Source organism: Campylobacter sp. GTC17093 (assembly GCF_055397635.1).
Genome location: NZ_AP038832.1, coordinates 506,300 through 528,771, shown reverse-complemented (window position 1 = coordinate 528,771; position 22,472 = coordinate 506,300). Strand labels below are relative to the sequence as shown.

Here is a 22,472-nt window from a genome sequence, read left to right as displayed (position 1 = left end):
TTATTTTTAATTCTATTTTATAACATTTGGAAAATCAAATACAACTTCACCGTTTTTTATGGTATAAACTGCTGCGCCTTTTAGTTTTTTGCCAAAAACTGGCGAGTTTGTAGATTTTGATTTATTTAAATTTGCATCATAAATATACTCTAAATTTGGATCAATTATAGTAATGTCTGCTAGAAAATTTGGAGCTATTTTGCCTTTATTTGTAATTTTTAAAATTTTTGCAGCATTACTGCTGGTTAGTTCAACAAATTTTTGCATAGAAATGACACCATCTTCAACTAGTTTTAGAGTTAGGGGAATAAGCGTTTGAAGCCCTAAAATACCAAATGGAGCTTTATCAAATTCTATAAATTTATCATCCCAGCTATGTGGTGCATGATCAGTTGCTATAACATCAATAAGACCACTTTTTAATCCATCTTTCATGCTTTGTATGTCTTCATTTGTTCGAAGAGGTGGCGACATTTTAAAAGCTGTATTGTATCCATAAAGCTCTTCTTCGCTGAATGTAAAATGATGAGGCGTTACCTCACAAGTTACATTTATACCCTCGTTTTTTGCCATTTGTATGAGTTTTAAAGACCAAGCAGAGCTAACATGAGCTACATGAATGTGTCCACCTGTTAGTTTTGCTAATAGTAAATCCCTTGAAATCATTATCTCTTCTTGTTCTTTTGGCATACCTTTTAGTCCGAGTTTTGCTGCAACTTTGCCTTCATTCATAACACCATGTCTGCAAAGCGAACAGTCTTCTGAGTGATTTATAATAAAAGAGCCAAAGTGAGCTGAGTACTCAAGAGCCGAACGCATAACAAGACTACTGCTAACTGGAAGCCCATCATCACTAAATGCAACTGCTCCAGCTTCAAGCATATCACCCATTTCTACGATAGCATCGCCATTAAAGCCTTTTGAGATAGCGCCAATTGGCAATAAATCTATAAGCCCCCTTGCTTTTGCTTTTGCTATCATTTGTCTAGTTATAGACGCATTGTCATTAACTGGCGTTGTGTTTGCCATGCACATTGCTGTTGTTACGCCACCAGCTACGGCACTTTCAGAGCAGCTATTTATGTCATCTTTATACTCTTGCCCAGGATCTCTAAAGTGAGTGTGCATATCTATAAGTCCAGGTACAACAAAAAGCCCTTTTGCATCTATGATTTTATCAGCTAATTTTTCTTCATTTGTGATTTGAGATATAATCTCATTTTCTATTAAAATATTTGTTTTTATAGTTTCATCTCTATTTACTATAACTGCGTTTTTTATAAGGGTTTTCATCATTTGCCTTTGTATCTATTTTGATCAAGAGTGCTAAGTATTGCCATTCTGATGGCAACTCCGTTTTCAACTTGGTTTAATATGTGCGAAAATCTTTTATCATCGGCTACATTACTATCAACTTCAACACCACGGTTTATAGGACCTGGATGAAGTATCATAACATCATTTTTTGCATGCTCCATTTTACTTTTTGTTAAGCCAAAAAATTTAGAATACTCTCTAACTGATGGGAATTTAGCGCTTCCATCTTGTCTTTCAAGTTGAATTCTAAGCATTATTAAAACATCGCTTCCCTCTATAGCTTCTTCTATATTTTTACAGATATGAACACCGAGAGATTCCATGCCTAAAGGCATCATGATAGGAGGAGCAAAAATTTTTACTTTTATGCCAAGTGTTTTCATAGCCCAAATGTCAGATCTTGCAACTCTACTGTGAAAGACATCACCTATTATAGCTACGATTAGTCCTTCAAAGCTACCTTTTTGCTCTCTTATGGTGTAAAGATCAAGAAGAGCCTGTGAAGGGTGCTCGTTTAATCCATCTCCTGCATTTACCACGCAGACATCTGTATTTTCTGCTATAAATTTAATAGCTCCTGAGCAGTCATGACGCACTACGAAAATGTCGCTTCTCATAGCTTCCATATTTTTGATCGTATCTATGAGGGTTTCACCCTTTTTAGTGCTACTATTTGAAGCTGTGAAATTTATAGCGTCTGCTCCAAGTCTTTTTGCTGCTATCTCAAAAGAAGTTCTAGTTCTAGTTGAGTTTTCAAAAAAGACATTTATAACAGTTTTACCAGCGAGTGAACTATCTTTTTTGTTTGGTTGTTTGTTGAGATTTTTAAATTTATCTGCTAAATTTAAAAATGAAATTATGTCACCTTTTGTGAGATTTTGTGTGCTTATAAGGTCTTTTTGTGTGTAGGTCATTTGTAACCTCGTGAATGAATTGAATTTTGTAATTTTATTATATTCCTACTTAAACAAAAATTTTTTAAGTTTACAGCTGTATTAAATTTGATACAATAAAACTATATTTTAAGTTTAATTTTATAGAAAGGAATGGCAATGCTAGACCAAGAAAGATTTAAAGAAAATTTTAGAGAAATTTCTAAATTTGGTGCTTTAAGCGGTGGAGGACTTACTAGGCTAGCTTTTAGTAATGAAGATAAAAATGCCAGAAAATATTTGCTAAATTTAATGAAGAATGCTGAATTGAAAGTTAGAATAGATTTAGTTGGAAACATCTTTGCCAAATTTGATGATGTGCTAGATCCAAATTTACCTCCAGTTAGTGTGGGTTCACATATAGATAGCGTGCCAAAAGGTGGATTTTATGATGGAACTTTAGGGGTTATGGCCGGATTTGAGGCGATTATTTCTATAAAAGAAAGTGGCGTTAAACTCAAAAGGCCACTCGAACTCATAGTTTTTGTTTGTGAAGAATCAAGTCGCTTTAAAATGGCAACCCTTGGTAGCAAGATTATTAGTGGTAAAATAAATATCCAAAGACTTAAAGATTTAAAAGATGATGATGAAATTTCAGTTTTTGAAGCCATGAAAAGCTTTGGTTTAGAGCCAGAGAATTTACAAAGCTGTGTATTAGAAAACAATACATATAAAAGTTATCTAGAACTTCACATAGAACAAGGTAGAGTGCTTGAAGAAAAAGGTTTTAGTGTCGGCATAGTAACTGGCATAGCAGCGCCTATTCGCTTTGAGTTAAACATAAAAGGTAGAGCAGATCATAGTGGCGCAACGCCCATGGATATGAGAAATGATGCCTTAGTCGCTGCAAGTCATATAATTATAAAAGCGCAAAACTTAGCAAGACAAGAAAAAACACTAGTAGCAACTGTTGGATATATAAGAGTAATTCCAGGAGCGATAAATGTAGTTCCAGGTGAAGTTATTATGGGCATTGATATTAGAGATATTAATGAAGCAACTTTAAATTTGGTGAATGTAAATTTAAGAAAATATATAAAAGATTTGTCAAAAGAGCTAAAATTTAGCTATGAGATCAAAGAATTAGCATGTGATACACCTGTAAAGCTTGATGATGATATGGTAAATTTACTTGATGAAAATGCTATAAATTTGGGTATAAATACCCTTAAAATGCCAAGTGGTGCAGGTCATGATGCAATGCATCTAAAAGGTATAGCAAAAAGCGTTGGAATGATTTTTATCCCTTGTAAGGATGGAATAAGTCATAATATAAACGAGAGTATAAATTTTGAAGATGCTATAAAAGGTACTGAAATACTAATCCGTACTATGATAAATTTAGCAAGCGAGTGATAATTTTATAAATATAAAAAATAACTTAATTTTTAAAAATACATTTTTATTTAAGATTTAAAATTATATAATCAATAAATTCGCTAGTAAAAGGAGAATATCGATGGATAATATAGCAAATATGGTTACAAATTTGAAAGAAGATATGATTCAAACTCGCAGATTTTTTCATTCACACCCAGAAACTGGATTTTTTACATTTTTTACAACAGCCATTATTGCCGATAAGTTAAGCAAGCTTGGCTATAAGTTAAAAATGGGTCGCGAGGCCATAAAGCCTGAAGCAAGACAAGGTCTTGGAGATAAAAAATCATGTGAGGATGCTATAAAAAGAGCAAAAATTCTCTTAAACGATGAGCAAGCAAAATATCTTGATATTATGGAAGATGGCTTAACTGGGCTTGTTGCACAAATTGATACTGGTAGAAGTGGAAAGCTAGTAGCATTTAGATTTGATATAGATGGTGTTGATGTTACTGAAAGTAACGAAGAGTGTCATAGACCATTCAAAGAAGGTTTTTGTTCGGATATATCTGGCATTACACACGCTTGTGGGCATGATTCGCACATTACAATGGGATTAGCTTTAGCAAAGCTAATAGCTGAAAATTTAGATGACTTTAGTGGTAAATTTAGATTTATTTTTCAAACAGCAGAAGAAGGCACAAGAGGTGCAGTTGCTATGGAAGAAGCTGGAGTTTGTGATGGTGTAGATGTATTGCTTGGTGCTCATATGGGATTTCAAGCAGACATTATGGGCTCAGTAATTTGCGGCTCAAACAAACTTCTTGCAACAACAAAATTTGATGTAAATATAAAAGGTGTTTCAGCTCACGCAGCAGGAGCTCCTCAAAATGGTAAAAACGCTCTTCTTGCGGCTTCCCAGATGGCTCTTAATATGCATGGGATTACTCGCCACGCTGGTGGCGTAACACGCGTAAACGTTGGTGTGTTAAGAGCTGGCGAGGGTAGAAATGTCATAGCACCAAATGGATATCTAGCCTGCGAGACAAGAGGTGAGACAACAGAACTTAATGAATTTATGCTTAAAAGATGTAAGGATATCATAAAAGGAGTGAGCGAAATTTATGATGTACAAAGTGAGATAACTATAACTGGCGGGACAGCAGGTGGCGATAGCGACAAAGAGATAAGTGATATGATTTATGAGCTCGCTAAAATATCACCATTTATAGATGATGATAAAATCATAAAAGAAAAAGACTTTGGCGCTTGTGAAGATTACGCTCATTTTATGCATTCAGTTCAAAAAAGTGGCGGTAAAAGCGGATATGTAATGATAGGAACAAATTTAAGCGCAGGTCATCATAACTCCAAATTTGATATAAATGAAGACTCAATGCTAGCTGGTGTAGATCTATTTTTAAGAGCCGCGTACAAAATAAATTCAAAATAAAGGAAAATATATGAAAAGAGCTTTGCTTTTTAGTGCATCAAGCTATAGAGATACTGGTTATTTAAGACATTGTAAAAATCCTATAAAAGATTTTTTAGGAGATGATTTTAAAGAAGAGATTCTTTTTATCCCATATGCTGGAGTTAGAAGAACAAATGAAGAATATGAATTAAAAGTAATTGATAGATTAAAAACCAAAAATATCAAGTCTATTCATCGCTATGAGGATAAAAAAGCAGCCATAAGAGGTGCTAAAACCATAGCAGTTGGTGGCGGGAATACTTTTATGTTGTTGCATGAGCTTTATAAACTTGATTTGCTTGGCGAGATAAGAAATGCAGTAGAAAATGGAGTAAATTATTTCGGCTGGTCAGCTGGTGCAAATATAGCTGGTAAAACCATGATGACGACAAATGATATGCCTATAATCATGCCAAAAAGCTTTGAAACTCTTGGAATTTTTCCTTATCAGATAAATCCGCATTTTATAAGCGGTAAAATATCTGGACACAATGGCGAGAGCAGGGAAGAGAGGTTAGAGGAGTTTTTGGTTGCAAATCCTGGCGAAACAATATATGCTTTACCAGAAGGAACATGGCTTGAGATAAATGATAATACATGCAAAATTTGTGGTTTGGCAGATGAAATTTATAAATTTGAATATCAAAAAGATGTTCAAAATTTAAAAGTTGGCGAGAAATTTAAAATTTAATAACTGAAATTTAAAAGGAGTTTTTATGGAGATGCTAAAACTATTTTTAGCACTTGCTAGTATATTTGTAGTTGTTTTTCTACTTATAAAAAAGTGCGATACAAAGACGGTTTTGGGCGGTGTTGGGCTTATATTGTGTGTGATCTGTTTAAAGCCTATGGGGGCGTTTGAAGCATTTACAAAATCTATGACAAATGCAAATTTAATAAAAGCAATATGTGCTAGTATGGGATTTGCATATGTTATGAAATTTACAAAATGCGATCAACATTTAGTTGCGCTTCTTACGAAGCCTATTAAAAATTTAGGATTCTTACTTATTCCACTTGCGACAACTTTAACATATTTTATAAATATTGCCATCCCATCAGCTGCTGGATGTTCTGCTGCAGTTGGTGCAACTTTGATACCGCTTTTAATGGCATCAGGTGTTAGACCTTCTATGGCTGCAGCTAGTGTTCTTGCTGGAACTTTTGGTTCAGTTTTAAGCCCTGGTGCGTCACACAACATATATGTAACAGACTTGGTTGTAAAATCAGGAAATGCTGCTTATACAGTTCAAGATGTTATAAAAGTTCAAATGCCAAATGCTTTTACTGCTCTTGTTATAGTTGCTATTTGTATATCTATAATGGCAATAATTTTAAAAGATTATGACAAAACTAAAGACTATACGCTAATAAATAATTCTAAAGGTGATAATAAATTTAAAGCAAGTATTCTTTATGCTTTGATGCCTTTAATACCGCTTGCAATACTAATAATAGGCGGTACAAGCTTGAGTGAATATGATTATCTAAAATGGACAAAAATGGGTGTTGCTGAAGCAATGATTTTAGGTGCGATTATATCTATTTTTATTACATGGACAGATCCGCAAAAAATAACACAAGAGTTTTTTAGCGGTATGGGAAGTGCTTATGCTGAGATAATGGGTATTATCATAGCTGCTAGTGTTTTTGTGGCAGGACTTACGGCTTGTGGAGCTATTGAATGGGTCATAGAGTTTTTAAAGCATGAGCAAACATATGTTAAATTTGGTGGAACTTTTATACCATTTATCATGGGAATAGTAACTGGATCAGGAGATGCTGCAACCATGGCTTTTAATGCTGCTATTACTGTTCATGCTGAAGACCTTGGTTTTGCTCAAGATAAGCTTGGAATGGCAGCAGAAATTGCAGGAAGTTTAGGTAGAAGTGCATCTCCTATAGCTGGAGCTTGCATTGTTTGTGCTGGAATTGCCATGGCAAATCCAGTCGATCTTGCAAAAAGAACATTTTTAGGAATGTTTGTATCTGTTGTGGTTATAGCATTTTTTATACTATAAAAGGATAATATGTGGATATTGTAGAAAGATTTTTGAACTATACAAAGATAAATACTACCACAAATAGACAAAATGGGGCAAATGGCATAATGCCATCCAACCCCTATGAGTTACAACTTGCTAAAATTATAAAAAATGAGCTTGAGACTTTTGGCATAAAACATATAAGCTTAAGCGAGAAGTCTATCCTGATAGCAAAAATTCCAACAAATTCTAAAAAATCTTTACCCAAAATAGCCTTTTTTGCACATCTTGATACAAGCGCAGAACAAACTAATGATACAAAAGCCAAAATTGTGCGAAATTATGCCGGTGGAGATATAGCTTTAAATGATGAAATATTATTAAAAGTTAGTGAAAATCCTGAGCTTAAAAATTATCACGGAGATGATATTATAACAACTGATGGCAGAAGTTTACTTGGAGCTGATGATAAAGCAGCAATTGCTGCTATTGTAAATATGGCTGAGTATTTTTGCTCAAATAAAAACGAAGAACATGGTGAAATAATCTTATGTTTTGTTCCAGATGAAGAGCAGGGTTTAAGAGGTGCAAAGGCTTTAGATGTAAAAGATGTTGGGGCTGATTTTGGCTATTGTTTGGATTGTTGCGAGATAGGTGAGTTTATATATGAAAACTGGAATGCTGGGGATTGTGAGATAGAATTTACTGGAGCTTCTGCTCATCCAATGAATGCAAAAGGTAAACTTATAAACTCGCTTTTAATGGCTCATAAGTTTATTTCACTTTTGCCAGCTGGAGAAGCTCCGGAGTATACCGAAAATAAAGAGGGATATTTCTGGGTAAAAGAATTAAGTGGCAATAGTGCAAAAACTATATTAAAGCTTGATATAAGAGAATTTGATGAATAAAAGTATCGCCAAAGAAGGGAATTTTTACAAACATTGGTAAATTCTTTTAATGAAATTTACAATAGAAGAGTTAAAATAACTTTGAGTGATAGATACAAAAATGTATTTAATTATCTAAACTTAGATCATAAAGCTGTAATGCTCCCACTAAAGGCTTTTGAAAAACTAGGAATTAAGCCAAAAATAAAACCTATGCGTGGTGGATATGATGGTGCGGTAATTTCTCAAAAAGGAATTCCAACTCCAAATTTATTTACAGGAGGACACAATTTTCATTCGATTTATGAGTATATACCTGTAAATTCTTTAAAAATGGCAAGTGAAGTTATAAAAGAAATTATTAAATTAGCTGCAAAAGAAGCCTAGAATTATTTTTCTAGGCTAAATTTAACCATTGTTTTGGCAAGCTCAAGAGTTGCGTCTACAAATTGGTCTTTCTTTTTACAATATGGTAATAATATAGGAATCTCCGTACAAGCTGCAATATAAGCATCTGCTTGTATATTTTCAAGCGTTGCATTAAAAAGATCTACATACTCTTTTGTTTTATTTGCTTTTACCCCTTTATAAATGCAGTCCATTATGGATTGCATATTTTCATCGTTTATTTTTACACATTCATATCCAGCATCAACTAATTTATTTTCATAAATTTTAGCCTTTGTTGTGCCGGTTGTAGCAATAACTGCTATTTTTTTAGCTCTTGGAAATTCATCTTTTATGGCATCTACGGCATTTTTTGCTATATGGATTAAATTTATACCTGTTTCATTTACAAGTTTATCTGCAAAGTAATGAGCCGTATTGCACGCCATACAAACTGCTTCACATCCAGCATTTTTAAGACGCATAGCACTCTCTTTTAGATAAGGATACGGGTCTTTACCGCCATTTAATATGTAGGCCGTTCTATCTGGAATTTGAGGATAATTATCTATAACTATAGGTATATTATCTTGGTCTTTGCTAGCGTTTGTAAGTTTAACTATTTTTTCGTAAATATCTATTGTTGCTAGTGGTCCCATGCCACCAATGATACCAATTCTTTTCAATTAATATCCTTTAAAGAAGTAAAAAAGAGAGACACCTAATTTTTAAGGTGTCTCGAAGCATTTTATTTTTTAAATAAGTAGTTTTCCTTAACCAATTAGTGCAGGAGCAATAATAAATCCTAGACCAACCGAAACAGCTACCATGATTGTTCCAGGTATAAGGAATGAGTGGTTAAATACAAATTTTCCAACTCTTGTTGTTCCTGTATCATCCATTGCTATGGCACCAAGTGTTGTTGGGTATGTTGGTAATATAAATAGACCAGAAGCAGCTGCGAAAGAAGCTACCATAATCCAAACTTGTTGTGAGTTTTCTGGACCAGTCATACCAAGAGCAATAGCAACTGCTGGCATCATAACTTTTGTAGTTGCAGCTTGTGAGTATAAGAGGCAACTAACAAAATATAAAGCAACAGCTAAACTCCAAGGATACGCTGAAACAACTTGTGAAGCTACATCTTTAATAGCTCCAATGTGACCTTGGACAAAAATATTTCCAAGCCATGCAATACCTAAAACACATATACAAGCACTCATACCGCTTTTAAATGTACTAGTTGAAAGAAGTTTGCTTGTATCAACTTTACAAAACATAACAATAGCAGCACCAATTGTAAGCATAAAGCTACAAATCGCACCATCTCTTGGTAGTGTTACTGTTTTAATCCATGCGATATTTTTTGATATAGCAAGTGCATATAAAACTACAAAGAAAACACCTATAGCAAATATTACAACAGACCTTTTTGCATATGGTAGAAGTTCTCTTTCCTGGTAGCCTTGTATTTGAGCAACAGCACCTTTTGCTAGTCTTTCTTGATAAATTGGATCTGATGAAAGATCTAGGTTATAGAATTTATTTACTATGAAAGCAGTTATAAGCATACCAAAGAATGTGGTTGTTATACATATAAGTAAAAGCATTGGGTAGTTAACACCAAGAGGCTCAACAATACCAGTCATTGCAACAAATGCTGCTGAAACAGGACTTGCTGTAATTGCAACTTGGCTAGATACAACTGATAGTACAAGAGGTGCAGAAGGTTTTATGTTTTGACCTTTTGCAACTTCAACTATAACTGGAATCATAGAAAATGCTGTGTGTCCAGTTCCTGCTAAAATTGTTAAAAGATATGTAACAACTGGAGCTAGATAGTTTATTTGTTTTGGATTTTTGCGAAGAATTTTTTCTGCAATTTGAACCAAATAATCAAGTCCTCCAGCAACTTGCATAGCAGTAATTGCAGAGATAACAGATGCTATAATTAAAATAACATCCCATGGGATATGCTTACTTATATCAGTACTCATTCCCAATACTGTAGTTAAAATAATAACGCCTAGACCACCAGCGTAGCCAACTCCCATACCACCTAATTTCACACCTAGATATATGCCACCAAATAAAACTACAATTTGTAGTATTAACATGATATCCATAAAAGAACTCCTTTTTGAATTTTAAACATTTCAAGCGGAATGATACTTTCAATATCATTCCATTAAGCTTAAATTTGTTAAATATGCTTATTTTTTCTCCATATGTGGGTTAAGCATATTTTTTGGATCTAATATTTTATCGATCTCCGCCTTAGATAAATAACCTTTTTCAAGGCAGATATCACCAACTGATTTACCTGTTTGCAACGCTTCTTTTGCAATGCCTGCTGATTTTTCATAACCTATATATGGGTTAAATGCTGTTACTATACCAACTGAGCCAAGAACTGCTTTTAAGCAAGCCTCAGGTTTTGCTTCAAGATGTTTGATAGCCTTGTCAGCAAGTGTATTCATAGCATTTTCAAGAATTGTTATAGAGTTAAATAGTGCGTAAGCTATGCCTGGTTCAAATGCATTTAGCTCAAATTCGCCTCTTTCTGAACAAAGCATGATAGTTACATCATTTCCTATAACTTCATAGCAAGCTTCGCCTACAACTTCGCAGATTACTGGATTTACTTTACCTGGCATAATTGAACTACCTGGTTGCATTTTTGGAAGTTCTATTTCGTCTAGACCGCATCTTGGTCCTGAGTTCATAAGTCTTAAGTCATTAGCAATTTTACTTAGTCTAACTGCTGCTGTTTTTAAAGCTCCGCTTACATGAACAAAATCAGCTGTGTCTTGAGTAGCTGCTATAAAATCTTCAGCAGGTTTAAACTCTACACCTGTAATCTCTTTTAATCTTTTTTCTACTACAAATTTATAATCTGGATGGCAGTTAATACCAGTTCCAATAGCGGTTGCACCCATATTTAGATATGTCATAGACTCTCTTGCTGCTGTGATTTTTTCTATATCGCTTTTTAAATAACTTGCAAAAGCGTTAAATGTATTGCCAAGAGTTGTAGGAACAGCGTCTTCTAGCTCTGTTCTTCCCATTTTTATGATATCTTTATAATCTTTTGCTTTTTTGTCTAATTCATCTTTTAGATGATTCATAGATTTTAAAAGATCTGTTAGTTTTGCATAAGTTGCAACTTTGATAGAGCTTGGATAGGTATCGTTTGTGCTTTGTCCTAAATTTGTGTGATCATTTGGATGTAAGTATTGATATTCACCTTTTTTATGTCCCATGCTCTCTAATGCAATGTTTGTTATAACTTCATTTGAGTTCATGTTTGTAGAAGTTCCAGCTCCACCTTGTATCATATCAACTACGAATTGATCACTAAATTCTCCAGCTATAACTCTATCTGCAGCTTTAGCTATCGCGTCAGCTTTTTGTGCATCTAAAACACCAACTTCTTTATTTGCTAGAGCTGCTGCTTTTTTAATTTGAGCAAAAGCTTTTACGAAAAATGGATAATCTCCAAAAGTTCTGCCAGTCATTTTAAAGTTGTCTACAGCTCTAAAAGTTTGAACGCCGTAATAAAACTTGTCATCGATTTCTAGTTCACCTATAAAATCGTGTTCTTTTCTCGTTGCCATGATTTTTCTCCTTCATGTTAAGTTTGTTTTTGACGAATTATACATAAAAAATATAAATATAAAATTAAAAAATTAATTAAAATACTTTAATATTTTATAAGAAAATAATTATAGTAGAATTTGGAAAAATATTATATTTTTTAGATAATGTATAAATAAAATGACAAGGTTTTATGTAATTGTATAGTAATAGACTTAAAATAAACATAATTAAATTTATTAAATAGTAATTTATGAAAGAATTGCCCAAAAAGTTATTTTTGGGCAATTTAGGAGAAGAGCGTTGTTAGTTAAAGTTTAAATTCTTAACTTCTTCATCTATTTTTAATAATTCAGCTGAAGGAAGACTTGCTGTTGGAGCTTTATGCGTTTTTATTTGCTCAGGAGCAGCTGGTTTATCAGCTATTTTTGTTAAATTTATGCTTATACCGTATTTTGAAAGTGCATTTATTAAATCAAGTTGACCTTGTCTTGCATATTCTTGACATTGCCCAATGATTCTAGTAGCTTCTTGTGGCGCATGGAATCCATAGCTATTTTCACTAAATGCAAAATCCCATCTCATATGAGCCTTTCTGTGCATTTTTAGCGCATCTTTTAGGGCTTCACTAATAGCAGCTTTTTGCTCATCAGCGCCTAAATTTGCAAACTGAGCATTTTTAGCAAGTTCGGCTCTACCGTTTTTGATATCAGTAATAAGTGATAAAAGTGAGTTTTCGCACTTTCTTAATTCATAAGCATGGCGATTTTGTATAAACTCAATTCTGCCAACTAATTCTTTTTCATCTTGCATATGGCAAGTTTTACAGCTTGCTGTGATGTTTGCGTAAGGAGTTTGAACTGTATGGTTTGTAACTTTTGTAGCGCCAACTCTCTCATAAGGCATATGACAATCAGTACAACTTACACCGTTTCTTGCATGAATTCCTGCTGAACTTAACTCAGCTTCTGGGTGTTGCATTTTTATTATAGCAGCATCTGTTTGTTTATGTTTATAGTCAAATTTAAAGCTATCATTTGCTAAGGCTTCATCATAATACTCATCAAACATCTCTATCTTAAATGGTTTATCTTTAGGCCATTTTGACCATGGGAAAGTTAGAGTTGAATCTTTGCCTTGGAAATAGTATTCTACATGGCATTGCATACAAACATAACTTCTCATCTCTGCTCTAGTTGCTTTTAAACCAGTTTTTGCATCAGCTTCATAGCCTCTTTGAACCATTGCATTTACAAATGCTGGTCTTGTAACTCTTAAGCTCATATCATCAGGGTTATGACAATCAGCACAGCTACTTCCTAAATGTGAACCTTTTGTAGCATCTTCACCGTGTTTGTTTGCAACCATTTTCATAACATCAAAATATGGCATTGAGTTCATTTTTGTCCAAGCTGCTTTTTTAGCCGCACCTTTTTCTTTGTCTACGTCAAAAAAGCCCATTGGTCTATTTGAAGCTTCAACTGGATTTTCACTCAGATGATAATCAGGATCGTTAATAATAGCTGTTAAATGTCCTGTATGACAGTTTACACAAGCACCTGGTTGACCTTTAAATTTAGGAAGACCATGAGAGTTGAGGTACTCTTTATCGTTTCTTTTTGTTTCTATTTGATCTATTTGTGAATAATAATGTAGTCTTGGTCTGTTGTAATCAACTGCAAATGCATATCCATCCCAAAAAACCGTAGCAGCAGGCCATCTTATAAGTTTGCTATATGGCATAGAGCCAGCAAATGGAGTTTCAAAGTTGATATCTCTCATAGCGATAAAATTATCAAACTGAGAAGGGAAATTTTTGCCCCATTTTTCTATATCTGGATCTAAATCGCTAACTTTATGAAGCATCATAGGATATTGTCTTTCCTCTGCTTTTTTCTCGCCAATGTTAGCAAAAAGAGCAAACATGGCACCACCCAGTATAACTGCGATTAAAAACGCAATTGTAAAAAGTATTCCATTTTTTTTCATTTTTTCTCCTAAATTTTGTTATCAATAATTATGTGCATGACCAACTTGTCTATGACAACTTACACAGCTAAGAGGCTCGCTACCAGGTGCGCCAGCTTTCATAGTAGCATCTATAGAGTGTGCGGCGTAGTCTTTATGACAAGTCATACAGTTATTTTGAACTATTTTTTTACTTTTTGGCGTAGCGCTAAAAGAAACAGGATTGTCTTTAAATGTAACAGCGTATCCATGGTGAAGACCACTTTGCGCTTTCATCATCCATTTTCCTATGAAATTATGAGGAACATGGCAGTCGTTACAAGTAGCAACATTTTGATGCCCACCCTTCATCCAACTTTCATATACTTGGTTCATAACATGGCAGTTTTTACAGGCGGCTGGATCGTTACTCATATACGAAAATCCTTTAGCATAAACAAAAGTAAAAAGCCCATGTCCTATAACCAATCCAAAACTTATGATAAGTATTAAAATGGCAAAAAAAGATGGATATTCTTTGATTTTTTTAATTATACTCAAAAAACCTCCTTTTGTTAAGATTTGTTAACTTTGAATTTTACAATAATTTACTATAAAAAAAATTGATGTAAATCAATTTTTAATGAAGTAAAATTACAAAATAAATAAAGAAATAGCCAATTATTGCCATACCAATAAAACCAAAAAACTTTTCTTTTGTGTATTATGAAGAGATATGACAAATGTTATTAGGAGAGCTAGAGTTTAAATTTGTATAGCTTGTTATAAAAGCGCAAGTCCTTATGGAAAATATGTATGCTTACCATAATTGCGGTAAAAATTTCAGTTTTCATAGTGGGTTTGTTTTATTTATTTAATTTATATGGATTTTCATTATCTAATATAAGTTTGATGATTAAAATACCTAAAAAATGCTAAAACTGTTATATTATCTCCAAATTTTGGATTAATATTAATACAAGCTAGTTTTATGATTGGTAAAGCAAATAAAAATTGTATCAAAAATATAATTAAATTTGATATTTAGTACAAAAAATGTAAAATATCGTTTTTTTATTTAATAAGGAATTTATTTAATGTTTAGTTCGTATTTTGGAAACAAAAAATGGCTCGTTTGGTCATATGGTGGCGGATTTTTTCTTATAGCTCTTCTTTATGCGCAGGTTCAGTGTAATGTAATAATAAATGAATGGTATAAAGATTTTTACGATATGATGCAAAATGTCGGTAGGCATAGTATTGATGAGTATTGGATGCAAGTAAGGAAGTTTTTGTATATAGCAATGCCATATGTGATAATTGCAACCATTACACAGTATTTTACAAGTGTGTATACTTTTAAATGGCGCGAAGCTATGACATTTGATTATATAGTTCACTGGAGAAATGTAACAAAAGATATAGAAGGCTCATCTCAGCGTATTCAAGAAGATATTTATAGATTTGCTAAAATTGTAGAAAGTTTAGGACTTATTTTTATAAAAGCAATTATGACCTTAATAGCATTTTTGCCTATACTTTGGCATTTAGGTGATGGGTTAGACTTGCCTATTTTAGGAACCTTAGAAGGTTCTTTGGTATGGATAGCTTTAATTGTATCTATTGGCGGTATAATAGTATCTTGGTTTGTTGGTATAAAGCTTCCTAGGCTTGAGTATAACAACCAAAAAGTTGAGGCCGCGTTTAGAAAAGAGCTTGTTTATGCTGAAGATGATAAACAAAATTATGGCTATATTAGTACATTAACCGAGCTTTTTATTGGTCTTAGATTTAATTATCATAGATTATTTTTGCATTATGGATATTTCAATATATGGCTGTACTCTTTTGAACAATTTATGGTTATAGTTCCACATCTTTTTATGGGAACATCGCTATTTAGTGGTGCTATCACGCTTGGGATTTTGATTCAAGTTTCAAATGCATTTTCTCAAGTTAGAGAGAGTTTTTCTATCTTGGTAAGTAACTGGACAACTATAACTGAACTAAGATCTATTCATAAGAGATTAAAAGAATTTGAACACAATATAGGATATAAAAACACTTAAGTAAATATATATTTAATAAAAAAATGTTTACTAAAGGTATAACATGTTAAAATACATAAAATTATAAGTACTAGGAAATCATTATGAAAAAAATTGTTATTTTTTTACCATTTTTGATGTTGATTTTTATTGGATGTAGTAGTTCTACAAATGCTGGAATGGTTGGAGCAAATAGATCTCAGCTATTTTTGATAAGTGAAAATGAGATGAATCAAGGTGCCAACAAAGCTTACGCAAAAGTTCTTCAAGATGCGCAAGCAAAAGGGATATTAAATAAAAATGAGAAAAATACACAAAGAGTAAGGCGTATATCTAGCGATTTGATATCTCAAGTTGGTATTTTTAGAGAAGATGCTTTAAAATGGGATTGGAAAGTAAATGTTATAAATAGTGACACATTAAATGCTTGGTGTATGCCTGGTGGAAAAATAGTAGTTTATGAAGGAATAATTACAAAATTAAATTTAACTGATGATGAGATAGCTGCCATAGTAGGCCATGAGATGTCTCATGCGTTAAGAGAACATAGTAGAGAACAAGCAAGTAGAGATCAAGTAAAACAATTTGGAATTTTTGCCATATCACAATTTACTGGAATTGGCGGAAGCTTGGCAAATGTTGCAGCACAATATACATTTGTTTTGCCATTTTCAAGAGAGAATGAAGTAGAAGCAGATAGAATGGGTATAGAACTTGCAGCAAGAGCTGGATATGATCCTTATGCAGCAGTTACTTTGTGGCAAAAAATGCTTAAAGCAAGCGGGGCATCTCAACCAGAGTTTTTATCTACTCACCCATCTCCAGAAAACAGAATAGAAGATTTAAAAAATGTTGCAAAACAAATAGAACCTATATATAAGGCAAAAAAAGGTTGATTTTATGCCAAAGATTAATAAATTTGTCATAACAAATCCAGAATTATGCGTAGCTTGCAATGCTTGTATGAAAACTTGCATAAAAAATGCTTATGTCAGAGGACGACTTGCTAAAAGTAGGCTAGATGTACTAAAGCTTGATAGTGGTAAGATGCCAAATCAATGTCGTCAGTGTGATGATGCGCCTTGCGCAAATGTTTGTCCAACAGCAACCCTTCGTATAGTAAATAACTGTGTTGAGGTTCATGAAGAACTTTGTATAGGATGTAAGCTTTGCACAGTTGCTTGTCCATACGGAGCAATAGAAATAGATGCCGAAATTCAACCGTCTATAAAAGATGAAGCAGAGATAAATTTGGAAGCTGGTTGTGTAAGTGGTTTAAAGAGTATAGCTTTAAAATGTGATTTATGTAGTGGAAGGGAAGACGGGCCAGCTTGTGTTGAGGTTTGTCCAAAAGGAGCACTAGTTTTTATAAACCCTATGATAGGTGAGGCAAAATTTGGCAAAAAGCTCAAAGCTGATATGAGTGAGTTTTTAAAAAAAGTGATTCCAGGAGTGAATATAGCAAATATCCCTCCAGTTCAACCGCCAAAACCAAAGATTATAAAAGATGAAAATATAAATATTGATACTAAGGTAGATGAACTTGCTAAAAATGAGAGTGAGGAAAATTAATGCAAACTATATATTTGCTACTTTTGTGTGTGTCTATAATCTCGATATTGTGTTATAAAAAACCTTTTGTAGCACAAAAAATATCTTTTGCTTTAACTGCTCTTATTACTTTATATGGGACAGTATTTTTCTTTATCAACTTAACTCAAACTATGAGTTATGAGCTACCTGGAAATTTTATTTCAAACCCAACATTTAGACTTGAACCACTTGGAAATTTCTTCAGTTTTATAATATGTTTAATATCTTTTGCGGTATCTTTATATAGCATGGAATACGCTAAAGCCTATGCAAAAAAGGCAAATTTAGCAGTATTTGCATCTTTATATAGTGCATTTATTCTCTCAATGCTTTTGGTTGTTGCAAGTAATGGAGTGTTTTCTTTTATGCTTTTATGGGAGATAATGACTCTTATATCAGCTCTTTTAGTAATGGTAAGCGCTCAAAAAGACTCATCAAGAAACGCTATGATATATCTTGGGATTTCTCAAGTAGGAGCGTTTTGTTTGATGATAGCTCTTATTATTATGGGAAGTTTAGCTGGAAGTTTTGAGTTTTCTAAATTTGCAAATTTAGAAGTATCAACTTTTGCTAGTTTTGGAATTTTTATTTTGCTTTTTATAGGTTGTGCATCAAAAGCAGGTCTTTGGCCTTTTCATGTTTGGCTGCCACTTGCACACCCAGCAGCACCATCAAACATCTCAGCATTGATGAGTGGAGTTATGATAAAAGTACCTCTTTTTGCATTTATTAAATTTACTTTGATGCTAAATATTTCAACAAGTTTTTCATATATATTAATAGCTTTTGGCTCAATAGGAGCTATTTTTAGTGTTTTATATGCTGTATTTGCAAATTACTATAAAGTAGCAACAGCTTATAGTTCATCTGAAAATATTGGTATTATTTTCTTAGGTCTTGGAGTGAGTTATTATGGTATGAGTGTAGATTCTGATTATATAATGCTTATTGGTTTTGTGGGAACGCTTTTTCATATCTTAAATCACAGTGTATTTAAATCTCTTATTTTTATGCTATGTGGAAATATACATCATGCTACCCATACAAAAGATATGGATGAACTCGGTGGTTTAGGTAAAAAAATGCCAATTAGTGCCATTTTATTTTTTATAGCTATATTAAGTGTTTGTGCTATTCCGCCACTAAATGGTTTTGCGAGTGAGTGGATTATATATAAAAGTTTTATAACAAGTGGATCAAATAGCGGTGTTGATATAAGATTATTTTCTATTTTAGGAATTGTTTCTTTGGGGATCGCTGGAGCACTTGCTGTTATGGCATTTTCAAAAGTTTTTGGAACTATATTTTTAGGCTATGCTAGAAATGAAAAAATAGTTCAAAATGCTAAAGAAGTTAGTAAGACTATGCTTTTGCCACTTATACTTTTAGCAATAATATCCATTTGCTTGGGTGTATTTATGATAGATGTTGTAAAAATGCTTTTAAATATTATAAGCTCTAATTTTAGCATAAACATATCTGCTATATCTAGCAAAGAGTTTGTATTTATGCCACTGTTTTTAGTAATTTTATCTCTATTTAGTATTGTGCCGTTTTTGCTATTTGTTATATTAAAAGCAAACAATACACCACATAGAGTGGATAAACCTTGGGCCTGTGGATTTGTGTATAACAAATCTATGCAAACAAACTCAAATTCTTTTAGTGGAGATCTTAAAAAAACTTTTGGATTTTTGTTTAAAAAAGAACAAGAGACTCAAATGAATGGTTATTTTTCTAAGGTTACGTATAAAATCAAAATGCATGATCTTATTTGGGATAAAATTTATAACCCAACCATCAAATTTTGTGTTTTAGTAGCTGATAAAATAGGTATATTTCAAAATGGTAGAACAAACTTTTATGCTGTTTATATATTGATTTATCTTTGTTTGATGATTGTTTTTGTGTATTATTATTTGTAAGGAAAAATATGGATTTTATATTGATTTTTTTACAACTTTTCGTAGCGATTTTAATAGCTCCATTTTTTGATGGAATTGCAAGAAAGCTAAGAGCTAAATTTCAATCGCGTATAGGTCCAAACATTTTTCAAACTTACTATGATGTTTTAAAGCTTGCAAAAAGAGGTAGAACAAAGCCAGAATGTTCAAGCCTTGTTTATAAAATAGCACCATATCTTCTTTTTGTTACAAGTGCAACTATGTTTTGTTTGCTTCCAGTTACTTATGGAGAAAATTCTATTTTTGCTAGAATTTCAGATATATTAATATTTATTTATCTTTCAGCTATGTTTAGATTTATTTTTATCATATCTGGTATCGATACTGGTAATGCATTTGCTGCAGTTGGCTCAAGCAGGGAAGCTACTATAGGAGTTTACAGTGAATGCATAGCCATTATGTGTCTTATCGTGGTAATGCTAGGACTTGGAACTTCAAATTTAGTTGAAATTTCAAATGCTGTAAGAAACGGTGCTTATGGATATTTTATCCCATCTTTTTCCATAGCATCAACTGCTTTCATATGGATAATATATGTTGAAACTGGTAGAAAACCTTATGATTTAGCCGAAGCAGAACAAGAGCTTCAAGAAGGTGTTTTAGGTGAATATAGCGGCAAGGATCTTTCTATAGTTGGTCTATCTATGATGCTTAAGCAATTTAGCATGCTTGGCTTTTTTCTTATTATTTTTGAGCCTTGGAATTTTGAAAATCCACTTTTAGCTCTCATGGTATTTATTTTGGAAATTGGAATCTTATATGTTTTGGTTATTTTTATAGATAATTTTGGTCCAAGATTTACTATGTCTAAAGGTGTTAAAAAAACACTTATTTTTCCATTTGCAATAGCTTGTAGTGCTATTTTTTGCTTTATTCTTGGAGTTTAAGATGGTAAATTTGATAAATGTTTTAGCAATTTTTATGATGATAACAAGTTTTGGGGTATTTAGTCTAAGAAAATATAATCAAAGTATAAAAATGTATACCTTGCAAACACTGATTTTAGTGAGTATATTTGTGTGTTTATATATCAAATATGATGCAAAAGAGCTTCTTATTTGGGCTATGACAGCATTTTTTATAAAAGTTGTTTTTGTGCCTTGGTATTTACTAAAACTTGTTAAAAAAATTGGAGTCATAAATGAAGTAGAGCCAGTTGGTGGATTTTTTATATCGCCAATTATCGCGCTTAGTTTTTCTTTGGCAGTTTCAATGATGCTATATAAGGTATTTTTAGAGTTTTCTATATTTAAAGAAAGCATTTCGATGTTTGGTGCTTCATTTATATTTATGATAGGTATATTTGGTTTTATTTTAAGAAACTCATTTGTAAAACAAATTTTATCTTATTGCTTATTTGAAAATGGCATACACTTAAGTCTAGCGCTTATGGCTTATAATGCTCATGAGGTAGTTGAAATTGGCATATTAACAGATGCTGTATTTGCAGTTATTATAATGGGAATTTTGGCTAAGAGATATTATAGAATTTATGAAACTCTTGATACATCTAAAGCTATAAATTTAAAAGGTTGATAGATGAATGATATTTTGATTTTAATCTTAGTTTTGCCACTAATTTTTAGTGTTACGATATTCTTTTCTCCTTTAAATTTTAAAGTTTTACTAAATTTACATGTAGCTTTTAATGCTATTATATCTATATTTTTGATATACGCTATTAGGTTAGTGATTAAAAATGATTATATATATGCATTTAAAGAGTTTTTATTTTTGGATTCGCTTGGAGCGGTTTTTTTATTAATTATCTCAATAACTGGTTTTTTGGTAAGTTTATATATGATAACATATATGAAATGGGAACTTGAAGCTGGACATGCAACTCTAAGACGGGTAAAAAACTACTTTGCTCTTAGTTTTATTTTCACTTGGACTATGATTTTAAGTGTAATATGTAACAATATAGCATTTATGTGGGCAGCTATTGAAGGAACAACATTATCTTCTGTATTTTTAGTTGCCCTAAATAAAGACAAAAAATCTACAGAAAGTGGATATAAATATATTGTTATATGTAGCATTGGCCTTGCTTTTGCGCTTTATGCAACGATTTTGCTTTATTGTGCTGGGAATGAAAGCGTAGTTGGTGACAATATGTTGTTTACAAATTTAATTAAAAATTCTGAAAATTTAAATAAAGATGCTTTAAAACTTATATTTATTTTTGCGCTTATTGGTTTTGGAACGAAAGCAGGACTTGTGCCAACTCACACATGGCTCCCGGATGTTCATGCCGAGGGTCCAGCACCAACTTCTGCTTTGCTTTCAGGAATTTTGTTAAAATGTGCGATACTTGGTCTTATAAAGTATTATGCGATTGTTGGAAATGGTCTGGGATTTGATTTTGTAAAAGATGTAATGATTGTTTCTGGTATTGCAACACTTTTTGTGGCTGGATTTTTCCTTATACGCCAACATGATGTAAAACGAATGTTTGCTTACCATTCAGTTGTTCATATGGGTGTGATAGCATTTGGATTAGGAGTTGGTGGGTATTTGGGTATTTTTGCAGCTATTTTTCACTGTATTGCTCATAGCTTTACAAAAGCTTTAGCATTTTGCACAACAGGAAATATGGCGAAAATTTATGGAACAAAAGATATGAGTAAAATGGGTGGAATGATAAAAATAGCACCTCTTACTACAGTTTTATTTGGCATATCAATTTGTTCTCTAGTCGGAGTTCCTGGGTTTGCAATTTTTGTTAGTGAATTTTGGATATTTCAAGCAGCTGCAATAAACTCTCAATATACATTAATGGCTGTATTTGGACTTGCTTTGGTTATTATTTTTATTGCAGATTTTTCACACTTTTTTATGGCTAGTTTTGGCGATGTTAAAGGTGAAGTTAAATTTGCAAAAGAGATGAAATTGATTGAGAATTTACCTCTTATTGCACTTGCTGCATTGATAATATCTTTTGGCATATGGCAATTTGATACTTTTATTGATCTAATAAACAATAGCGTTGCGATAATAAATGGAAACAAGGAATAATTT

The 22,472-nt window shown here is 32.6% G+C and carries 18 protein-coding genes and 1 pseudogene; 12 read left to right on the top strand and 7 right to left on the bottom strand.

Annotated elements, in window-relative coordinates; genetic code table 11:
- Window positions 1-12: 12 nt before the first annotated feature.
- Both ACZ5VL_RS02645 and ACZ5VL_RS02640 read right to left on the bottom strand, forming a co-directional pair.
- The gene (locus tag ACZ5VL_RS02645; RefSeq protein WP_464199650.1) at window positions 13-1,293 is read right to left on the bottom strand and encodes a dihydroorotase; all 1,281 of its coding nucleotides are present in this window, start codon (window positions 1,291-1,293) and stop codon (window positions 13-15) included.
- Window positions 1,293-2,231, bottom strand: a complete 939-nt coding sequence (locus ACZ5VL_RS02640; RefSeq protein WP_464199648.1) for an aspartate carbamoyltransferase catalytic subunit — start codon at window positions 2,229-2,231, stop codon at window positions 1,293-1,295. The genes ACZ5VL_RS02645 and ACZ5VL_RS02640 overlap by 1 nt, the downstream gene beginning before the upstream one ends.
- A 138-nt stretch (window positions 2,232-2,369) precedes the next feature.
- On the opposite strand from ACZ5VL_RS02640, the gene ACZ5VL_RS02635 reads away from it, so the two are divergent.
- The 5 genes and pseudogenes from ACZ5VL_RS02635 (at window position 2,370) to pepT (ending at window position 8,302) form a co-directional block, all read left to right on the top strand.
- On the top strand, window positions 2,370-3,605 hold the full coding sequence (locus ACZ5VL_RS02635; RefSeq protein ID WP_464199647.1) for a M20 family metallo-hydrolase: 1,236 nt from the start codon (window positions 2,370-2,372) through the stop codon (window positions 3,603-3,605).
- Between the two features lie 103 nt (window positions 3,606-3,708).
- The gene (locus ACZ5VL_RS02630) at window positions 3,709-5,022 is read left to right on the top strand and encodes an amidohydrolase (protein WP_464199645.1); all 1,314 of its coding nucleotides are present in this window, start codon (window positions 3,709-3,711) and stop codon (window positions 5,020-5,022) included.
- Between the two features lie 10 nt (window positions 5,023-5,032).
- Window positions 5,033-5,734, top strand: a complete 702-nt coding sequence (pepE, locus tag ACZ5VL_RS02625; protein WP_464199643.1) for a dipeptidase PepE — start codon at window positions 5,033-5,035, stop codon at window positions 5,732-5,734.
- A gap of 25 nt (window positions 5,735-5,759) precedes the next feature.
- Complete coding sequence (dcuC, locus tag ACZ5VL_RS02620) at window positions 5,760-7,064, top strand: C4-dicarboxylate transporter DcuC (RefSeq protein WP_464199641.1); 1,305 nt, start codon at window positions 5,760-5,762, stop codon at window positions 7,062-7,064.
- Window positions 7,065-7,075: 11 nt separating this feature from the next.
- A pseudogene (gene pepT / locus ACZ5VL_RS02615) lies at window positions 7,076-8,302 on the top strand (peptidase T).
- A 2-nt stretch (window positions 8,303-8,304) separates the two neighbouring features.
- On the opposite strand, the gene cuyB reads toward pepT, so the two are convergent.
- From cuyB to nrfH, 5 genes are all read right to left on the bottom strand, one after another.
- On the bottom strand, window positions 8,305-8,988 hold the full coding sequence (gene cuyB / locus ACZ5VL_RS02610) for a cysteate racemase (RefSeq protein WP_464199639.1): 684 nt from the start codon (window positions 8,986-8,988) through the stop codon (window positions 8,305-8,307).
- A gap of 87 nt (window positions 8,989-9,075) precedes the next feature.
- On the bottom strand, window positions 9,076-10,428 hold the full coding sequence (locus ACZ5VL_RS02605; RefSeq protein WP_464199638.1) for an anaerobic C4-dicarboxylate transporter: 1,353 nt from the start codon (window positions 10,426-10,428) through the stop codon (window positions 9,076-9,078).
- An 87-nt stretch (window positions 10,429-10,515) separates the two neighbouring features.
- Complete coding sequence (locus ACZ5VL_RS02600; RefSeq protein ID WP_464199637.1) at window positions 10,516-11,919, bottom strand: aspartate ammonia-lyase; 1,404 nt, start codon at window positions 11,917-11,919, stop codon at window positions 10,516-10,518.
- A gap of 286 nt (window positions 11,920-12,205) precedes the next feature.
- Window positions 12,206-13,888 (bottom strand): ammonia-forming cytochrome c nitrite reductase subunit c552, encoded by a 1,683-nt coding sequence (locus ACZ5VL_RS02595; protein WP_464199636.1) that lies wholly within the window; start codon window positions 13,886-13,888, stop codon window positions 12,206-12,208.
- A gap of 21 nt (window positions 13,889-13,909) precedes the next feature.
- Window positions 13,910-14,398: a cytochrome c nitrite reductase small subunit gene (gene nrfH, locus ACZ5VL_RS02590; protein ID WP_464200238.1), complete on the bottom strand. Its 489-nt coding sequence runs from the start codon at window positions 14,396-14,398 to the stop codon at window positions 13,910-13,912.
- Window positions 14,399-14,943: 545 nt separating this feature from the next.
- On the opposite strand from nrfH, the gene ACZ5VL_RS02585 reads away from it, so the two are divergent.
- The 7 genes from ACZ5VL_RS02585 to ACZ5VL_RS02555 all read left to right on the top strand — a co-directional run bounded on the left by ACZ5VL_RS02585 (window position 14,944) and on the right by ACZ5VL_RS02555 (window position 22,469).
- A complete protein-coding gene (locus tag ACZ5VL_RS02585; RefSeq protein ID WP_464199635.1) occupies window positions 14,944-15,915 on the top strand; it encodes a putative transporter in 972 nt (323 codons plus the stop codon).
- A gap of 83 nt (window positions 15,916-15,998) precedes the next feature.
- Complete coding sequence (locus tag ACZ5VL_RS02580; RefSeq protein WP_464199634.1) at window positions 15,999-16,790, top strand: M48 family metallopeptidase; 792 nt, start codon at window positions 15,999-16,001, stop codon at window positions 16,788-16,790.
- Between the two features lie 4 nt (window positions 16,791-16,794).
- Window positions 16,795-17,466, top strand: a complete 672-nt coding sequence (locus ACZ5VL_RS02575; protein ID WP_464199632.1) for a 4Fe-4S dicluster domain-containing protein — start codon at window positions 16,795-16,797, stop codon at window positions 17,464-17,466.
- Window positions 17,466-19,412, top strand: coding sequence for a proton-conducting transporter transmembrane domain-containing protein (locus tag ACZ5VL_RS02570; protein ID WP_464199630.1), 1,947 nt, complete (start codon window positions 17,466-17,468; stop codon window positions 19,410-19,412). The genes ACZ5VL_RS02575 and ACZ5VL_RS02570 overlap by 1 nt, the downstream gene beginning before the upstream one ends.
- 8 nt (window positions 19,413-19,420) lie before the next feature.
- Window positions 19,421-20,338, top strand: coding sequence for a respiratory chain complex I subunit 1 family protein (locus ACZ5VL_RS02565; protein ID WP_464199628.1), 918 nt, complete (start codon window positions 19,421-19,423; stop codon window positions 20,336-20,338).
- Between the two features lies 1 nt (window position 20,339).
- Window positions 20,340-20,987 carry a hydrogenase 4 membrane subunit gene (gene hyfE, locus ACZ5VL_RS02560; protein WP_464199626.1) on the top strand — a complete coding sequence of 216 codons (648 nt, stop codon included), beginning with the start codon at window positions 20,340-20,342 and terminating at the stop codon, window positions 20,985-20,987.
- A 3-nt stretch (window positions 20,988-20,990) separates the two neighbouring features.
- Window positions 20,991-22,469, top strand: a complete 1,479-nt coding sequence (locus tag ACZ5VL_RS02555; RefSeq protein WP_464199624.1) for a proton-conducting transporter transmembrane domain-containing protein — start codon at window positions 20,991-20,993, stop codon at window positions 22,467-22,469.
- The last annotated feature ends 3 nt before the right edge of the window (window positions 22,470-22,472 follow it).